14 protein-coding genes are annotated in these 14859 nt (G+C 61.6%); 10 read left to right on the forward strand and 4 right to left on the reverse strand.

Annotated features, from left to right (window positions below):
- Positions 1-246: 246 nt before the first annotated feature.
- From V3W27_RS08565 to pcaC, 10 genes are all read left to right on the forward strand, one after another.
- Positions 247-1593 carry an MFS transporter gene (locus V3W27_RS08565; RefSeq protein ID WP_027614391.1) on the forward strand — a complete coding sequence of 449 codons (1347 nt, stop codon included), beginning with the start codon at positions 247-249 and terminating at the stop codon, positions 1591-1593.
- A gap of 273 nt (positions 1594-1866) precedes the next feature.
- Positions 1867-2724, forward strand: a complete 858-nt coding sequence (locus tag V3W27_RS08570; RefSeq protein WP_003222404.1) for a CoA transferase subunit A — start codon at positions 1867-1869, stop codon at positions 2722-2724.
- Positions 2724-3503, forward strand: a complete 780-nt coding sequence (locus V3W27_RS08575) for a CoA-transferase subunit beta (protein ID WP_027614392.1) — start codon at positions 2724-2726, stop codon at positions 3501-3503. The genes V3W27_RS08570 and V3W27_RS08575 overlap by 1 nt, the downstream gene beginning before the upstream one ends.
- Positions 3500-4705, forward strand: a complete 1206-nt coding sequence (gene pcaF, locus V3W27_RS08580; protein ID WP_177408942.1) for a 3-oxoadipyl-CoA thiolase — start codon at positions 3500-3502, stop codon at positions 4703-4705. Before V3W27_RS08575 ends, pcaF begins: the two co-directional genes overlap by 4 nt.
- Before the next feature lie 37 nt (positions 4706-4742).
- A complete protein-coding gene (pcaH, locus tag V3W27_RS08585) occupies positions 4743-5447 on the forward strand; it encodes a protocatechuate 3,4-dioxygenase subunit beta (protein WP_027614394.1) in 705 nt (234 codons plus the stop codon).
- Between the two features lies 1 nt (position 5448).
- Positions 5449-6015 carry a protocatechuate 3,4-dioxygenase subunit alpha gene (pcaG, locus tag V3W27_RS08590; RefSeq protein ID WP_003222412.1) on the forward strand — a complete coding sequence of 189 codons (567 nt, stop codon included), beginning with the start codon at positions 5449-5451 and terminating at the stop codon, positions 6013-6015.
- 271 nt (positions 6016-6286) lie between these two features.
- The gene (locus V3W27_RS08595) at positions 6287-7582 is read left to right on the forward strand and encodes an MFS family transporter (RefSeq protein WP_041070509.1); all 1296 of its coding nucleotides are present in this window, start codon (positions 6287-6289) and stop codon (positions 7580-7582) included.
- 46 nt (positions 7583-7628) lie between these two features.
- Positions 7629-8993, forward strand: coding sequence for a 3-carboxy-cis,cis-muconate cycloisomerase (locus V3W27_RS08600; RefSeq protein ID WP_150370418.1), 1365 nt, complete (start codon positions 7629-7631; stop codon positions 8991-8993).
- A 12-nt stretch (positions 8994-9005) separates the two neighbouring features.
- The gene (pcaD, locus tag V3W27_RS08605; protein WP_135295112.1) at positions 9006-9797 is read left to right on the forward strand and encodes a 3-oxoadipate enol-lactonase; all 792 of its coding nucleotides are present in this window, start codon (positions 9006-9008) and stop codon (positions 9795-9797) included.
- Between the two features lie 10 nt (positions 9798-9807).
- Complete coding sequence (gene pcaC, locus V3W27_RS08610) at positions 9808-10200, forward strand: 4-carboxymuconolactone decarboxylase (RefSeq protein WP_027614399.1); 393 nt, start codon at positions 9808-9810, stop codon at positions 10198-10200.
- 578 nt (positions 10201-10778) lie between these two features.
- On the opposite strand, the gene V3W27_RS08615 is transcribed toward pcaC, so the two are convergent.
- The 4 genes from V3W27_RS08615 to V3W27_RS08630 all read right to left on the reverse strand — a co-directional run bounded on the left by V3W27_RS08615 (position 10779) and on the right by V3W27_RS08630 (position 14640).
- Positions 10779-11597, reverse strand: coding sequence for a methyltransferase domain-containing protein (locus tag V3W27_RS08615; RefSeq protein ID WP_330206386.1), 819 nt, complete (start codon positions 11595-11597; stop codon positions 10779-10781).
- A gap of 21 nt (positions 11598-11618) precedes the next feature.
- Positions 11619-11975, reverse strand: coding sequence for a DUF1641 domain-containing protein (locus V3W27_RS08620; protein WP_027614401.1), 357 nt, complete (start codon positions 11973-11975; stop codon positions 11619-11621).
- Between the two features lie 26 nt (positions 11976-12001).
- Positions 12002-13192, reverse strand: a complete 1191-nt coding sequence (locus V3W27_RS08625; RefSeq protein WP_330206387.1) for an NAD(P)/FAD-dependent oxidoreductase — start codon at positions 13190-13192, stop codon at positions 12002-12004.
- Positions 13193-13380: 188 nt separating this feature from the next.
- Positions 13381-14640: an OprD family porin gene (locus V3W27_RS08630; RefSeq protein ID WP_285373235.1), complete on the reverse strand. Its 1260-nt coding sequence runs from the start codon at positions 14638-14640 to the stop codon at positions 13381-13383.
- Positions 14641-14859 lie beyond the last annotated feature (219 nt).

Below are 14859 nucleotides of genomic sequence, written 5' to 3' on the forward strand. Positions count from 1 at the left end.
AAAAGCCCCGGATCATTAATGTCGCGGCAGCGTCATCCGGCGCTGATTTGAATGAGCCTGCCGGATTGTCGACTCCCATAATAATGACAAGAGGCAACTCACCATGCGCATGCTCCCCGACTGTCTCAGCTCCATTCCCTGTTGCCGGATTCACCGCAACGCCTGATTTCGATCTTCTATTCTTGTGACCGTGCCGCTCTCTGGCCGGCCGCCGTTCGACTGCGTTTTTTGCGTGGAATAAAAATAATGAACCAGCCTCAGTCCGCTGTAGGTAACTGCCTCGACGTGCAGACCTTCATCAATGCCCAACCGATCTCGCGCTATCAGTGGCGGGTGGTGATCCTGTGTTTCCTGATTGTATTTCTCGATGGTCTCGACACCGCGGCGATGGGTTTTATCGCGCCGGCACTGTCCCAGGACTGGGGCATCGACCGCGCCAGCCTGGGCCCGGTAATGAGCGCCGCGTTGATCGGCATGGTCTTCGGCGCACTGGGTTCCGGCCCGCTGGCTGACCGCTTCGGACGCAAAGTGGTGCTGGTTGGCGCGGTGCTGCTGTTCGGCGCTTTCAGCCTGGCCTCGGCCTACAGCACCAACGTCGAGCAACTGCTGGTGTTGCGCTTCCTCACCGGCCTCGGTCTGGGCGCCGGCATGCCCAACGCCACCACGCTGCTCTCGGAATACACCCCGGAGCGCAAGAAATCCTTGCTGGTGACCAGCATGTTCTGCGGCTTCAACCTCGGCATGGCCGGTGGCGGTTTCATTTCGGCGAAGCTGATCCCGGCGTTCGGCTGGCACAGCCTGCTGCTGATCGGCGGGATCCTGCCGCTGATCCTCGCGGTGGTGCTGCTGTTCTGGCTGCCGGAGTCGGCGCGTTTTCTGGTGGTGCGCAATCGCGGCACCGACAAAGTACGCAAGACCTTGTCGCCAATCGATCCGGTCACCGTCGCGCAGGCCTCGAGTTTCAGCGTGCCGGAACAGAAAACCGTCAAGGCGCGCAACGTGTTCGCGGTGATTTTCTCCGGCACCTACAGCGTCGGTACCTTGCTGCTGTGGCTGACCTACTTCATGGGCCTGGTCATCGTTTATCTGCTGACCAGTTGGCTGCCGACCCTGATGCGTGACAGCGGCGCGAGCATGGAGCAGGCGGCGTTCATCGGCGCGTTGTTCCAGTTCGGCGGGGTGTTGAGTGCGGTCGCTGTGGGCTGGGCGATGGATCGCTTCAATCCGCACAAGGTCATCGGCACTTTTTACCTGCTGGCCGGGGTGTTTGCCTACGCGGTGGGGCAGAGTCTGGGCAACATCACATTGCTCGCGACCTTGGTGCTGGTGGCCGGGATGTGCGTCAACGGTGCGCAATCGGCGATGCCTTCATTGGCGGCGCGGTTTTATCCGACGCAGGGGCGGGCGACCGGGGTGTCGTGGATGCTCGGGATTGGCCGGTTTGGCGCGATTCTCGGGGCGTGGATGGGCGCGACGTTGCTGGGGTTGGGTTGGAACTTCGAACAGGTGCTGACGGCGTTGGTGATTCCGGCGGCGTTGGCGACGACGGCCGTGGTGATTAAAGGCATGGTCAGTCATGCGGATGCGACCTGAGTCGAGTCATTTTGATTTGCGTTGAATGTTCCGACGCCTTCGCGAGCAAGCCCGCTCCCACAGGGAAAACACATTTCAAATGTGGGAGCGGGCTTGCTCGCGAAGCTTTTGCTTGTGATTGATAGGGTGATAACAATCCGTTCGATAAACGAACACTCAGTCGATTATCGGATTGTTTGGCGATTTTCAGCGGCTTAATCTTCAGTGACTCCGGCGCTGAACCTCGCGCCTTTTTATCACTGGCGATTCACTACAAAAACGGGAGCCTGCTCCATGGCTGAGATCCTTTCGCTGCACGACGCGGTGAAGCAATTCGTCAACGACGGCGACACCGTCGCGCTCGAAGGCTTCACTCACCTGATTCCGACAGCCGCAGGTCATGAAATCATTCGGCAGGGCAAGAAAGATCTGACCCTGGTGCGGATGACGCCTGACCTGATCTACGACCAACTGATCGGTGCCGGTTGTGCACGCAAGCTGATCTTTTCCTGGGGCGGCAATCCGGGTGTGGGTTCGCTGCACCGTCTGCGCGATGCGGTCGAGAAACAATGGCCGCATGCGCTGGAAATCGAAGAGCACAGCCACGCCGACCTGGCCAATGCCTACGTCGCCGGCGCTTCCGGCCTACCGTTCGCCGTACTGCGGGCCTACGCTGGTTCCGACCTGCCGAAGGTCAACCCGCTGATCAAATCCGTGACCTGCCCGTTCACCGGTGAAGTGCTGGCGGCGGTGCCGTCGGTGCGTCCGGACGTGACCGTGATCCACGCGCAGAAAGCCGACCGTCAGGGCAACGTGCTGCTGTGGGGCATTCTCGGCGTGCAGAAAGAAGCCGCACTGGCGGCCAAGCGCTGCATCGTCACCGTCGAGGAGATCGTCGACAACCTCAACGCGCCGATGAACGCCTGCGTGCTGCCGACCTGGGCCTTGAGCGCGGTCTGCCACGTACCCGGCGGCGCGCATCCGTCCTACGCCCACGGTTACACCGAACGCGACAATCGTTTCTATCAGGCGTGGGATCCGATCGCCCGCGACCGTGAGACGTTTACCGCGTGGATCAACGAATACATCCATGGCTGCGCTGACTTCAGCGAGTTTCAGGCCAAGTTGGCCGCTGCTTCGGAGGCCAAGTAATGACTTACACCACCAATGAAATGATGACCGTCGCGGCGGCCCGTCGCCTGAAGAACGGCTCGGTGTGCTTCGTCGGTATCGGCCTGCCGTCGAAAGCCGCCAACCTCGCGCGCCTGACCTCATCGCCGGACGTGGTGCTGATCTACGAATCCGGCCCGATTGGCGCCAAGCCCAGCGTGTTGCCGCTGTCGATCGGTGACGGCGAACTGGCGGAGACCGCCGACACCGTGGTCCCGACCGGTGAGATTTTTCGCTATTGGCTGCAGGGCGGGCGCATCGACGTCGGTTTTCTCGGCGCGGCGCAGGTCGACCGTTTCGGCAACATCAACACCACCGTGGTCGGCGATTACCACGCGCCGAAAGTGCGTTTGCCGGGTGCCGGTGGCGCGCCGGAGATCGCCGGTTCGGCGAAGAGCGTGTTGATCATCCTCAAGCAGTCGGCGCGTTCGTTCGTCGACAAGCTCGACTTCATTACCTCGGTCGGTCATGGCGAGGGCGGCGATTCGCGCAAGCGTCTGGGCCTGCCGGGTGCCGGCCCGGTCGGGATCATTACCGACCTGTGCATCATGGAACCGGAGCAGGGCACCCACGAATTCGTGGTCACCGCCCTGCATCCGGGCGTGACCCGCGAGCAAGTGGTCGCCGCCACCGGTTGGGCGATCCGCTTTGCCGACAACGTTGAAACCACGGCGGCACCGACCGAGGTCGAACTGACTGCACTGCGCGATCTCGAAGCGCGCACCGCCGCCGCCCACGGCCAGGCACCGGGAGAAGCATGATGCGTGACGTGTATATCTGCGACGCGATTCGCACCCCCATCGGCCGTTTTGGCGGCGGTTTGTCCGCCGTGCGCGCCGACGATCTGGCCGCCGTGCCGATCAAGGCGCTGATGGAACGCAATCCTTCGGTGGACTGGAACGCGATCGACGAAGTGTTCCTCGGCTGCGCCAACCAGGCTGGTGAAGACAACCGCAACGTGGCGCGCATGGCGCTGCTGCTGGCGGGTCTGCCGGACAGCGTGCCGGGCGTGACCCTCAACCGTCTCTGCGCTTCGGGCATGGACGCGATCGGCACTGCTTTCCGTGCGATTGCCAGCGGCGAGATGGAGCTGGCGATTGCCGGCGGCGTCGAGTCGATGTCCCGCGCGCCGTTCGTGATGGGCAAGGCGGACGCAGCGTTCTCGCGCAACATGAAACTGGAAGACACCACCATTGGCTGGCGTTTCATCAACCCGCTGATGAAAGCCCAGTACGGCGTCGATGCGATGCCGCAAACCGCCGACAACGTCGCCGACGACTATAAAGTGTCGCGTGCCGATCAGGACGCTTTCGCCCTGCGCAGTCAGCAACGCACGGCTGCTGCACAAGCGGCGGGCTATTTCGCCGAGGAGATCGTCGAAGTACGGATCGCCCACAAGAAGGGCGAAACCGTGGTCAGCCAGGACGAGCATCCACGCGCCGACACCACGCTTGAAGCGCTGACCAAACTCAAACCGGTCAACGGCCCGGACAAGACTGTCACCGCCGGCAACGCGTCCGGGGTCAACGACGGTGCTGCCGCGCTGATTCTCGCGTCGGCGGAAGCGGTGAAAAAACACGGCCTGACAGCACGGGCCAAAGTGCTGGGTATGGCCAGCGCCGGTGTTGCACCTAGGGTGATGGGCATCGGCCCGGTGCCGGCGGTGCGCAAACTGATCGAGCGTCTCGGCGTGGCGGTCAGCGATTTCGATGTGATCGAACTCAACGAAGCCTTCGCCAGCCAAGGCCTGGCGGTGCTGCGTGAGTTGGGTCTGGCGGACGATGCGCCGCAGGTCAACCCGAACGGTGGCGCTATTGCTTTGGGCCACCCGTTGGGCATGAGCGGGGCGCGACTGGTGCTGACGGCGCTGCATCAGCTGGAAAAGACCGGCGGCAAGAAAGGTCTGGCGACCATGTGCGTCGGCGTCGGGCAGGGTCTGGCCCTGGCCATCGAACGCGTCTGACGCAGCGCGTCGACTGATAAGAACTGAGGAAAGCGAAATGACTGACAAGCCTGGCTACCGTCGTCCGCAGGAAGGCACCCAGCCTGAATACCTGCACCCGACGTATCAATCCACCAACCTGCGCTCGCCGTCCAAGCCGTTGGTGTTTCTGCCGCATTCGTTGTCGGAGATCACCGGCCCGACCATCGGTGCCGAACGCGTCGCCGAGAAAGACAACGACCTGACCGCGCAGCACGACGGCGAGCCGTTGGGCGAGCGCATCATCATTCACGGCCGCGTGCTCGACGAAAACGGTTTGCCGGTGCCGGGGATTCTGGTGGAGATCTGGCAGGCCAACGCCGCCGGTCGCTACAACCACAAGCGCGACCTGCACGACGCGCCGCTGGACCCGAACTTCACCGGCACCGGCCGCACCGTGACCGACGCCGATGGCTGGTATCAGTTCCAGACCATCAAGCCCGGCGCCTATCCGTGGGGGAACCACCACAACGCGTGGCGCCCGGCGCACATCCATTTCTCGCTGTTCGGGCCGAGCATCCTCACCCGTCTGGTGACGCAGATGTATTTCCCCGGCGACCCGCTGCTGGCCTACGACCCGATCTACAACTGCGTGCCGGACACCTCCGCGAAAGAGCGTCTGATCGCCGCTTTCGATCTGGAAAAAACCATTCCGTCCTACGCCCTCGGCTATCGCTGGGACATCGTCTTGCGCGGCCGCGACGCCACGCCGATGGAGAAATAAGATGACGCTGACTGCCACCACGTCCCACACCGTCGGGCCGTACTATCACATCGGCCTGACCTGGCTGAACCGCGAAAACCTCGCGGTCGAACAAACCCTCGGCGAGCGCGTGGCGATCACCGGCCAAGTCGTTGACGGCAACGGCGATGTGGTCAACGACGCGATGCTCGAAGTCTGGCAGGCCAATGCCGCCGGCAAATACGCGCACCCGGAAGACGAGCAGGACAAACCGCTGGACCCGCATTTCGAAGGTTTTGGCCGGGTGCCGGTGGATGCCGAAGGGCGCTTCCGTTTCACCACGATCAAACCGGGCACGGTCGAAGGCCTGAAGGGCTCGACCCAGGCCCCGCATCTGGTGGTGCTGGTGTTTGCCCGTGGTCTGGTCAAGCACTTGCTGACACGCATCTACTTCGAAGGCGATCCGGCGAACGTCAATGATCCGCTGCTGGAATGTGTGCCGGCGGAGCGCCGCGGGACGTTGCTGGCGAAGCCGGATGCGGCGGGTGTGTATCAGTGGAATGTGATTTTGCAGGGCACTGAGGCTGAGACGGTGTTCTTCGATTATTGATCGCACCTCGTTCCATTGGAGTGAGTTTGTGGTGAGGGGATTTATCCCCGATGGGCTGCGAAGCAGCCCCAAGACCGGAGTTCACGGTGAAACTGACACGCCGCGTCTGCTGGATTTGCGAGTGCTGCGCACTCGATCGGGGATGAATCCCCTCGCCACAAAAGCCCTCTTTCAGAGGAGGGGTTGTGTAATGCCTCGTGGATGTATCTGTGGAACGGGACTGTTGCGAAGTGTGTCTAGACTCTCACCTGTCCCTTCAGAGTAAAAAACAATGACCACTACCACCGCTCATTACACCGGCGAAGAGCGCAGCAAGCGCATCTTCGCCATTGTCGGTGCCTCGTCCGGCAACCTGGTCGAATGGTTCGACTTCTACGTCTACGCCTTCTGCGCGATCTATTTCGCCCCGGCGTTTTTCCCCTCCGACAACCCCACGGTGCAACTGGTCAACACGGCCGGGGTGTTCGCTGCCGGGTTTCTGATGCGCCCGATTGGCGGCTGGATTTTCGGGCGGCTGGCGGACAAGAAGGGCCGCAAGACCTCGATGATGATTTCGGTGCTGATGATGTGCTTCGGCTCCCTGCTCATCGCCTGTCTGCCGACTTACGCCAGCATCGGCGTCTGGGCTCCGCTGCTGTTGCTGTTCGCGCGGCTGCTGCAAGGCCTGTCGGTGGGTGGCGAATACGGCACCACCGCCACCTACATGAGTGAAGTCGCGCTCAAGGGCCAGCGCGGCTTTTTCGCCTCGTTCCAGTACGTGACGCTGATTGGCGGGCAACTGCTGGCGGTGTCGCTGGTGGTGATCCTGCAACAGTTCCTCAGTGAAGATGAACTGCGTGCTTACGGCTGGCGGATTCCGTTTGTGGTCGGTGCGGTGGCGGCGGTGATTTCACTGTTCCTGCGTCGCTCCCTGAAAGAAACCACCAGCAAGGAAATGCGCGAGAACAAGGACGCCGGCAGCATCCGCGCGCTGTTCCGTGATCACAAAGCCGCGTTCATCACCGTGCTCGGTTACACCGCCGGTGGCTCGCTGATTTTCTACACCTTCACCACGTACATGCAGAAGTACCTGGTGAACACCGCCGGCATGCACGCCAAGACCGCCAGCTACATCATGACCGGCGCGCTGTTCCTGTACATGTGCATGCAGCCGCTGTTCGGCATGCTCGCCGACAAGATCGGCCGACGTAATTCGATGCTCTGGTTCGGCGCGCTCGGTACGCTGTTCACTGTGCCGATCCTGTTGAGCCTGAAAAGCATCAGCAGCCCGATTCTGGCCTTTGTGCTGATCACCGTGGCGCTGGCGATTGTCAGTTTCTACACCTCGATCAGCGGCCTGGTGAAAGCCGAAATGTTCCCGCCGGAAGTCCGCGCCCTCGGCGTCGGTCTGGCCTATGCGGTGGCCAACGCGATCTTCGGCGGTTCGGCGGAATACGTGGCCCTGAGTCTGAAAGCCGGGGGCATGGAAAACGCCTTCTACTGGTACGTCACGGTGATGATGGCGGTGGCGTTCCTGTTCAGCCTGCGCCTGCCGAAACAGGCGGCGTACTTGCACCACGATCTGTAAACCGATGAGCGCGGGCCGCGATGGCCCGCGCCGGCAAGGACTGTTTATGACTCAGCGACCGGGCAATCAATTGTTCGATGCCTACTTCACGGCCCGCGATATGCGCGAGGTGTTCTGCGATCAGGGCCGGGTGCAGGCCATGCTCGATTTCGAAGCGGCGCTGGCCCGGGTCGAGGCGCGGGTCGGGGTGATTCCGGCGTCTGCCGTGGCGCCGATTGCCGCCGCCTGCAATGCCGGTCTGTATGACTTCGCGGCGCTGGGCGAGGCGATTGCCACGGCCGGCAACTCGGCGATTCCACTGGTCAAGGCATTGGGCAAACAGATCGCCGCGAGCAGTGCCGAGGCCGAGCGCTATGTGCATCTGGGCGCTACCAGTCAGGACGTGATGGATTCCGGGCTGGTCCTGCAATTGCGGCAGGCGCTGGAGCTGATTGAAAACGATCTGGCAGCGCTCGCCGATTCGCTCGCCACCCAAGCCAAATGTTATGCGACGACGCCACTGGCCGGGCGCACTTGGCTGCAGCACGCTACGCCCGTCACCCTCGGGATGAAAATCGCCGGTTGGCTCGGCGCGGTGACCCGCAGCCGTCAGCGTCTGCGCGAACTCAAGCCACGGCTGCTGGTGCTGCAATTCGGCGGTGCTTCCGGCACCCTCGCGGCGCTCGGCGAGCAAGCGCTGCCAATCGCCCAGGCGTTGGCCGAAGAGCTGCAACTGACTTTGCCTGAACAACCGTGGCACACCCAGCGGGATCGCATCGTCGAGTTCGGCGCGGTGCTTGGTTTGATCGCCGGCAGCCTCGGCAAACTCGGGCGCGACGTCAGTCTGTTGATGCAGACCGAAGCGGCGGAAGTGTTCGAGCCGTCGGCGCCGGGCAAGGGCGGTTCGTCGACCATGCCGCACAAGCGCAATCCGGTCGGCGCAGCGGTGTTGATCGGCGCGGCGACGCGGGTACCGGGGCTGGTCTCGACGCTGTTCAGCGCCATGCCGCAGGAGCACGAACGCAGCCTCGGGCTGTGGCATGCCGAATGGGAAACCCTGCCGGACATCTGCTGCCTGGTGTCCGGTGCGCTGCAACAAGCGCGACTGCTGGCCGATGGTCTGGAAGTCGATGCCGAGCGCATGGCGCGCAATCTGCAATTGACCCAAGGGCTGGTGCTGGCCGAAGCGGTGAGCATCGTTCTCGCGCAGCGGGTCGGTCGCGACACCGCGCATCACCTGCTCGAACAATGCTGCAAACGCGCGGTGGCCGAACAGCGCCACCTGCGTGCGGTACTCGGCGACGAGCCGCAAGTGACCGCCGAACTGAGCAGCACCGAATTGGATCATCTGCTCGACCCCGCGCATTACCTCGGCCAGGCACAAAACTGGGTCGAGCGCGCGGTGGCCGAACACAACGCATTGTCTGTCTGAAAGGAGAGGGCTGTGGCTTTCGTTCAACTCGCCGATGGCGAACTGCATTACGTTATTGAAGGCCCGGTCGATGCGCCGGTGCTGGTGCTGTCCAACTCGCTGGGCACCGACCTGCACATGTGGGACGCGCAGATGCCAGCATTCACCGAGCATTTCCGGGTGCTGCGTTTCGACACCCGTGGTCACGGCCAGTCGCTGGTGACGCCGGGGCCTTACAGCATCGAGCAACTGGGCCGCGACGTGCTCGGCTTGCTCGATGCGCTGCATATCGAGCGCGCGCATTTTTGCGGACTGTCGATGGGTGGTTTGATCGGCCAGTGGCTGGGGATCAATGCCGGTCATCGTCTGCACAAATTGATCGTGTGCAACACCGCCGCGAAGATCGGCGATCCGTCGGTGTGGAATCCGCGCATCGAAACCGTGTTGCGTGATGGCCCGGCAGCGATGGTCGCATTGCGTGATGCGTCGATTGCCCGTTGGTTCACGCCTGATTTTTCCGCGGCCAATCCGGCCGCGGCGAAGAAGATCACCGACATGCTCGCGGCGACTTCGCCTGAAGGTTATGCGGCCAATTGCGCGGCGGTGCGCGATGCCGATTTCCGTGAGCAACTGGCCTCGATCAACCTACCGCTGCTGGTCATCGCGGGTACCGAAGATGCGGTAACGCCACCGTCTGGTGGGCATTTCATTCAGGAGCATGTGCGCGGCGCCGAGTACGCCGAGTTCTATGCCGCGCACCTGTCCAACGTGCAGGCCGGTGCCGCTTTCAGTGATCGTGTGTTGGCGTTTCTGAACGCTCAGTGAGGAAGTTTTTGTGGACGAGAAACAACGTTACGACGAAGGCCTGCAAGTACGCCGTGCGGTATTGGGCGATGCTCACGTCGACCGCAGCCTGAATGCGCTGACCGAGTTCAACTCGGAATTCCAGGAGATGATCACTCGTCACGCCTGGGGCGACATCTGGACCCGCCCGGGCCTGCCTCGGCACACGCGCAGCCTGATCACTATCGCCATGCTGATCGGGATGAACCGCGAGGCCGAGCTGAAATTGCATCTGCGTGCGGCGGCCAACAACGGTGTGAGCCGGAGCGAGATCAAGGAAGTGATCATGCAGAGCGCGATTTATTGCGGGATCCCGGCGGCGAATGCCACGTTTCATCTGGCGGAGTCGGTGTGGGATGAACTGGGAGTCGAATCCCGGGAGTGATGGTGCCTGAACTGACGCCTTCGCGAGCAAGCCCGCTCCCACATTTGGAATGCATTTCCCTGTGGGAGCGGGCTTGCTCGCGAAGGCGGCAGACGCCGTGATGCATCAATCAGCACAGGCACTCAAACCCTGGCAACATTGAAAATCCACTCCCACATTGGGAATGCATTTCCCTGTGGGAGCGGGCTTGCTCGCGAAAGCGGCAGGCGCCGTGATGCATCAATCAGCACAGGCACTCAAACCCTGGCAACATTGAAAATCCGCTCCCACATTGGGAATGCATTTCCCTGTGGGAGCGGGCTTGCTCGCGAAAGCGGCAGACGCCGTGATGCATCAATCAGCACAGGCACTCAAACCCTGGCAACATTGAAAATCCGCTCCCACATTGGGAATGCATTTCCCTGTGGGAGCGGGCTTGCTCGCGAAAGCGGCAGACGCCGTAATGCATCAATCAGCACATGCACTCAAACCCTGGCGACAATGAAAATCCACTCCCACATTGGGAATGCATTTCCCTGTGGGAGCGGGCTTGCTCGCGAAAGCGGCAGGCGCCGTGATGCATCAATCAGCACAGACACTCAGACCCTGGCGACAATGAAAATCCGCTTGAACGGAAACAATGTCTGCCCGTTTTTCTCCGGCGGGTAATGTTTATGCACCCGCATCAGGAAGCGATAGATAAACCGCGCCTGTTCCTGAGACGTCAGCGTCTGCATCACCGGCCGCAGCGCCGAGACCTTCACCCAGTCGTACACCGGCGATTTGCCGCCAACCACCTGCAATTGCTCGGTTTCCCAGATCTCCAGCGACGTGGTCAGCGGCGCCAGCACGCGGTAATAGTCCTCCAGTGTCAACAATGACCGCGCAGCCATGCACTGGCGCAGTTGCGGTGTGCCGATGGGGGTGTGTCCCGGTCCCGCGTCGTCGAGGGTGTCGAGCATCAATCGATACCACAAGGCATCGCGCCAGTCCGGCATGTGCACCGCCAGACAGCCGCCCGGGCGCAGATACCCCAGCAGGCGCGGCAGCAGGTGTTGATGATCGCCAATGAAATGCAGCACTGCCGCCGCGAGCAGCAGATCGGCTGGTTGTTCGGGTTGCCAGTCGAGCAGGTCGCACTCTTGCCATTGGGCGTTGATCGGCAGGCACCGGGCCTGATCAAGCATCTGCCGCGAGCTGTCGACACCCAGCAACTGCGCACGCGGCCAGCGTTCGGCCAGCAGCTGCGTGGCTATGCCGGTGCCGCAGCCCAGGTCATAAATGTGTTTAGGGTCGTGCAGATCGACGCGGTCGAGCAATTCGTTGACCGGGCGTTGCCTGAGACGGGAAAACTGCTGGTACGCCTTGGCGTCCCAGTGGGTGCAGGCGTTCCCTGCCGTTTCGAGTTTGGCGCTCATGAGGAGGTCCTCTCTGGCGGATTACAGTTGTCGTCCAATGACGTTGAGGGTTTTCAGGACAACGGCCACGCCTTTGCGTGTGTCCTCTTCATTCAGCAGTTTGAGCAACGCCAGAGTGCCCGGCGCCGCTGACTGTGCCGATACTTCGGCTTTGGCTACGCGCACTGCATTACTGACTGTCCAGGTGGCGGCTGTGCTGCTCTCGAACAATTGCGCGAGTTTTTCCACCATGGCCGCGTCGAGCAGATCGGCGATATCGGAAACCAGGGAAAGCAGGTCGACAATATTCTCCAGGCGTCCGCCATCGATTAACGGTTGCAGTTTTGCCATCAAGGCAGTGAACCCGGGCGTGGCTGACATTTCCTCGGGCATGTTCATGAGCAATCACTCCTCCCTGTGCAGGGTCAAAGCATTCCCCGGGCCACCGCCCAGTAAAGACCGCGATTGAAACCGTTTCTGAGCAGACCGCCCAATTTGGTCGGGGGTGTCGGCAATACATCGTGGGCGTAGTCGTACCACAGTGGCATCCCGGCATTCAGGCCCATTTGGGCTACCGCCTGTACCCGACCGTCGTATACCGAGTTGGGTGCACCAAGACGGATCTGGGCCGTGATGTTGTTGGCGATCACCGGCGCCTGGTTATGACAGGCGCCGCCGGCCTTGCTGACCGGCAGGTCGACGGTGTCGCCGATCACGTAGACATTCTCCAGACCGTAGACCTGCAGCGTTTCGTGATTGGTCGGCAGCCATCCTTCATCATTGGCGGCTTGTGAGATGCCGCACCCACGCACCACCTCGACGGCCTGGATGGGTGGAGTAGCCATCAGAATGTCGAAGGGTTGCGCATCGCCCTCGGCTGAGTAGGCGATTTTTGCATCAGGATCCACATGGCTCAGGGTGAAGCCGCGCTGAAATTGAATGTTTTTCCGGGCAAAAATGCTCGGCAGAATTTCACCCGTGGGGCGCTGCAAGAACAGACAATTGCGCAATAGCTGGGCAACCGTCGGGTAGGTGTAGATGATTTCCACCTGCTCGCGAACACCTCGACGACGCAACAAATCATCCAGCATCAATGTCGTTTCCACGGGTGCGATTCCGCATTGGTGCGGGACGTTCGGTGTCTGCGGGAAGGACACGGTAATGAAAATCCGGCCTTTTTCGATGCTGTTCAGGCGTTGCGCCAGCTGCCGGGCAGGAAGGTATTGATAGAAGTGGTCGCCGGCTTCTTGCAGACCCTCGATGCGTTCCGGCGCCGGCACGCAGCCGGTGGCGATCACCAGAAAATCATAGTCGAAGCGCTTGCCGGTTCGGGTGCGCAATTGCTGCCCGGAAAAGTCGAAACGGGTGACTTCTTCAACGTGGAAACTGATTTCCGGGCGCAACAATGAGCGTTCCGGACGTTTGAGTTCTTCTTCGAAGAACTGGCTGAACGCCACGTACATGAACGCAGGTTTGTAGTAATGATCGGGGGAACTGGACAGCAATGTGATCGAGACGTCGCCGCGTAGAACTTCGGGATACAGCTTGCCGACCAGTTGATTGGCCAGCATGGTTCCACCTACACCGCCACCGACGATAACTATTCGCTTGCTCATACCTGACCTCCGTGGCCAAGGCAGCTTCGCGTACAGCATCCGGAGATAACGGAAGAAAACTAAGGGCTCCTACAGCAGGCTGGAGAATTTACACACTCTGTTGACTGTATCTGCGCCTCGACAAATCGCCAGTCCGGGCTGACCAGTGGTTGATGCCGGCGCCGCTTGTGCAGCGCCGGCGTGCGGGTTCAGAGCAGGCTGATCGGATAGCTGATGATCAGACGGTTTTCGTCGAACTCGTTGTTGCTGAAATCGCGGCGCATGGTCGAGTTGCGCCAGCGCACGTTGAGGTCGCGCAGGGCGCCGCTCTGCACGGTGTAGCCCAGTTCCGATTCGCGGCCCCATTCCTTGCCGTCGGTGATGGTTCCGGTGTGCACGTTGTCGCCGCTGATGTAGCGGTTCATCAGGGTCAGGCCGGGGATGCCCAGGGCGGCGAAGTTGTAGTCGTGGCGCACCTGCCAGGAGCGTTCCTGAGCGTTGTCGTAGCTGGCGTTGTAACTGTCGTTGGCGAGGGTGCCGCCGCTGGTGCCGTTGACCCGCATCCAGGCGCTGTCGCCGGTGAGTTTTTGCAGGCCGACGTAGAAGGTGTTGCCGCCGTAGCGGGCCGAGAACATCCCCGACCAGGTCTTGTTGTCGAGTTCGCCGGCGCGGGCGCTCCCGTCGTCCTTGCCGTAGAAGAAGCCCAGGTTGGCGCCCAGCGTCCAGTCGCCGAGTGGCTGGCTGTGAATCAGGTTGAGGTATTGCTGGCTGTAGATGTCCTTGAGTTCGGCGTTCCACAGGCCGATCTGCGTGCGTTTTTCGTTGAAAACGTACTCGCCGCCCTGAAAGTTGAAGCGATCAGAGGTGAACGCCGCTTTGCCGGTCATCGACATGTCGCTCATGCTGCTGTCGTCGCGCGGGCTGTTGGCGCGGAACTGCCCGCCGTACAGGGTCAGCCCGTTGATTTCCTTCGAAGTGATCTGCCCGCCACGGAAGGTTTGCGGCAGCGAACGGCCGTCGTCCGAGCGCAGGATCGGCAGCACCGGCATCCATTCGCCAACCTTGATTTCGGTCTGAGAGAGCTTGGCCTTGAACGCGACGTTGGTGCGACCGAAGTTGTCCGCCGGCCGCCCGTCGTGATCCAGCGGCAGCAGTTGCGTGCCACCGGTGCCTTTGCCGCCATCGAGCTTCACCGAGTACAGGCCGAGCACGTCCATGCCGAAGCCGACGGTGCCTTGGGTGAAGCCGGATTTGGCATCGAGAATGAAGTTCTGCGTCCACTCTTCAGCCTTGCCCTGAGCCTTGGTCGGGTTGGTGAAGTTGCGGTTGATGTAGAAGTTGCGCAGGTTGAGGTTGACCTTGGCACCTTCGACGAAACCGGCTTCTTCGGCTGCGGCGGGGAGGGCGACGCCGGTCAGGGCCAGGGCGATCAGGCCGGGGAGTGCGTACGGCGCAGTGGGATGAGTCATCGCAGGGTCTCTTGTTATTTTTTTTAGGTCGAACAGAGCCGTTGCCGCCATTTTCGGGGCGGGCACGAGCTTGCAGAATCAGGGATGAAGCGGCGGCGATCAGCCGGACGGGACAGGGCGCGGGAGCATGTATCGAACCTGTTGTTATTGGTTTTGTGGAGCGAATGGTGCGGGGGGCGGATGTTTTGATTCAATTGGTAAAAGCGGGTTCTGGGCGAT

Origin of the sequence: Pseudomonas sp. AM14(2022) (assembly GCF_036346455.1) — a bacterium.
Classification (GTDB): Bacteria; Pseudomonadota; Gammaproteobacteria; order Pseudomonadales; family Pseudomonadaceae; genus Aquipseudomonas; species Aquipseudomonas putida_A.

Coding starts and splice junctions, on each gene's coding strand:
- V3W27_RS08565 (WP_027614391.1), top strand. CDS start 247: ATGAACCAGCCTCAGTCCGCTGTAGGTAACTGCCTCGACGTGCAGACC.
- V3W27_RS08570 (WP_003222404.1), top strand. CDS start 1,867: ATGGCTGAGATCCTTTCGCTGCACGACGCGGTGAAGCAATTCGTCAAC.
- V3W27_RS08575 (WP_027614392.1), top strand. CDS start 2,724: ATGACTTACACCACCAATGAAATGATGACCGTCGCGGCGGCCCGTCGC.
- pcaF (WP_177408942.1), top strand. CDS start 3,500: ATGATGCGTGACGTGTATATCTGCGACGCGATTCGCACCCCCATCGGC.
- pcaH (WP_027614394.1), top strand. CDS start 4,743: ATGACTGACAAGCCTGGCTACCGTCGTCCGCAGGAAGGCACCCAGCCT.
- pcaG (WP_003222412.1), top strand. CDS start 5,449: ATGACGCTGACTGCCACCACGTCCCACACCGTCGGGCCGTACTATCAC.
- V3W27_RS08595 (WP_041070509.1), top strand. CDS start 6,287: ATGACCACTACCACCGCTCATTACACCGGCGAAGAGCGCAGCAAGCGC.
- V3W27_RS08600 (WP_150370418.1), top strand. CDS start 7,629: ATGACTCAGCGACCGGGCAATCAATTGTTCGATGCCTACTTCACGGCC.
- V3W27_RS08615 (WP_330206386.1), bottom strand. CDS start 11,597: ATGAGCGCCAAACTCGAAACGGCAGGGAACGCCTGCACCCACTGGGAC.
- V3W27_RS08620 (WP_027614401.1), bottom strand. CDS start 11,975: ATGAACATGCCCGAGGAAATGTCAGCCACGCCCGGGTTCACTGCCTTG.
- V3W27_RS08625 (WP_330206387.1), bottom strand. CDS start 13,192: ATGAGCAAGCGAATAGTTATCGTCGGTGGCGGTGTAGGTGGAACCATG.
- V3W27_RS08630 (WP_285373235.1), bottom strand. CDS start 14,640: ATGACTCATCCCACTGCGCCGTACGCACTCCCCGGCCTGATCGCCCTG.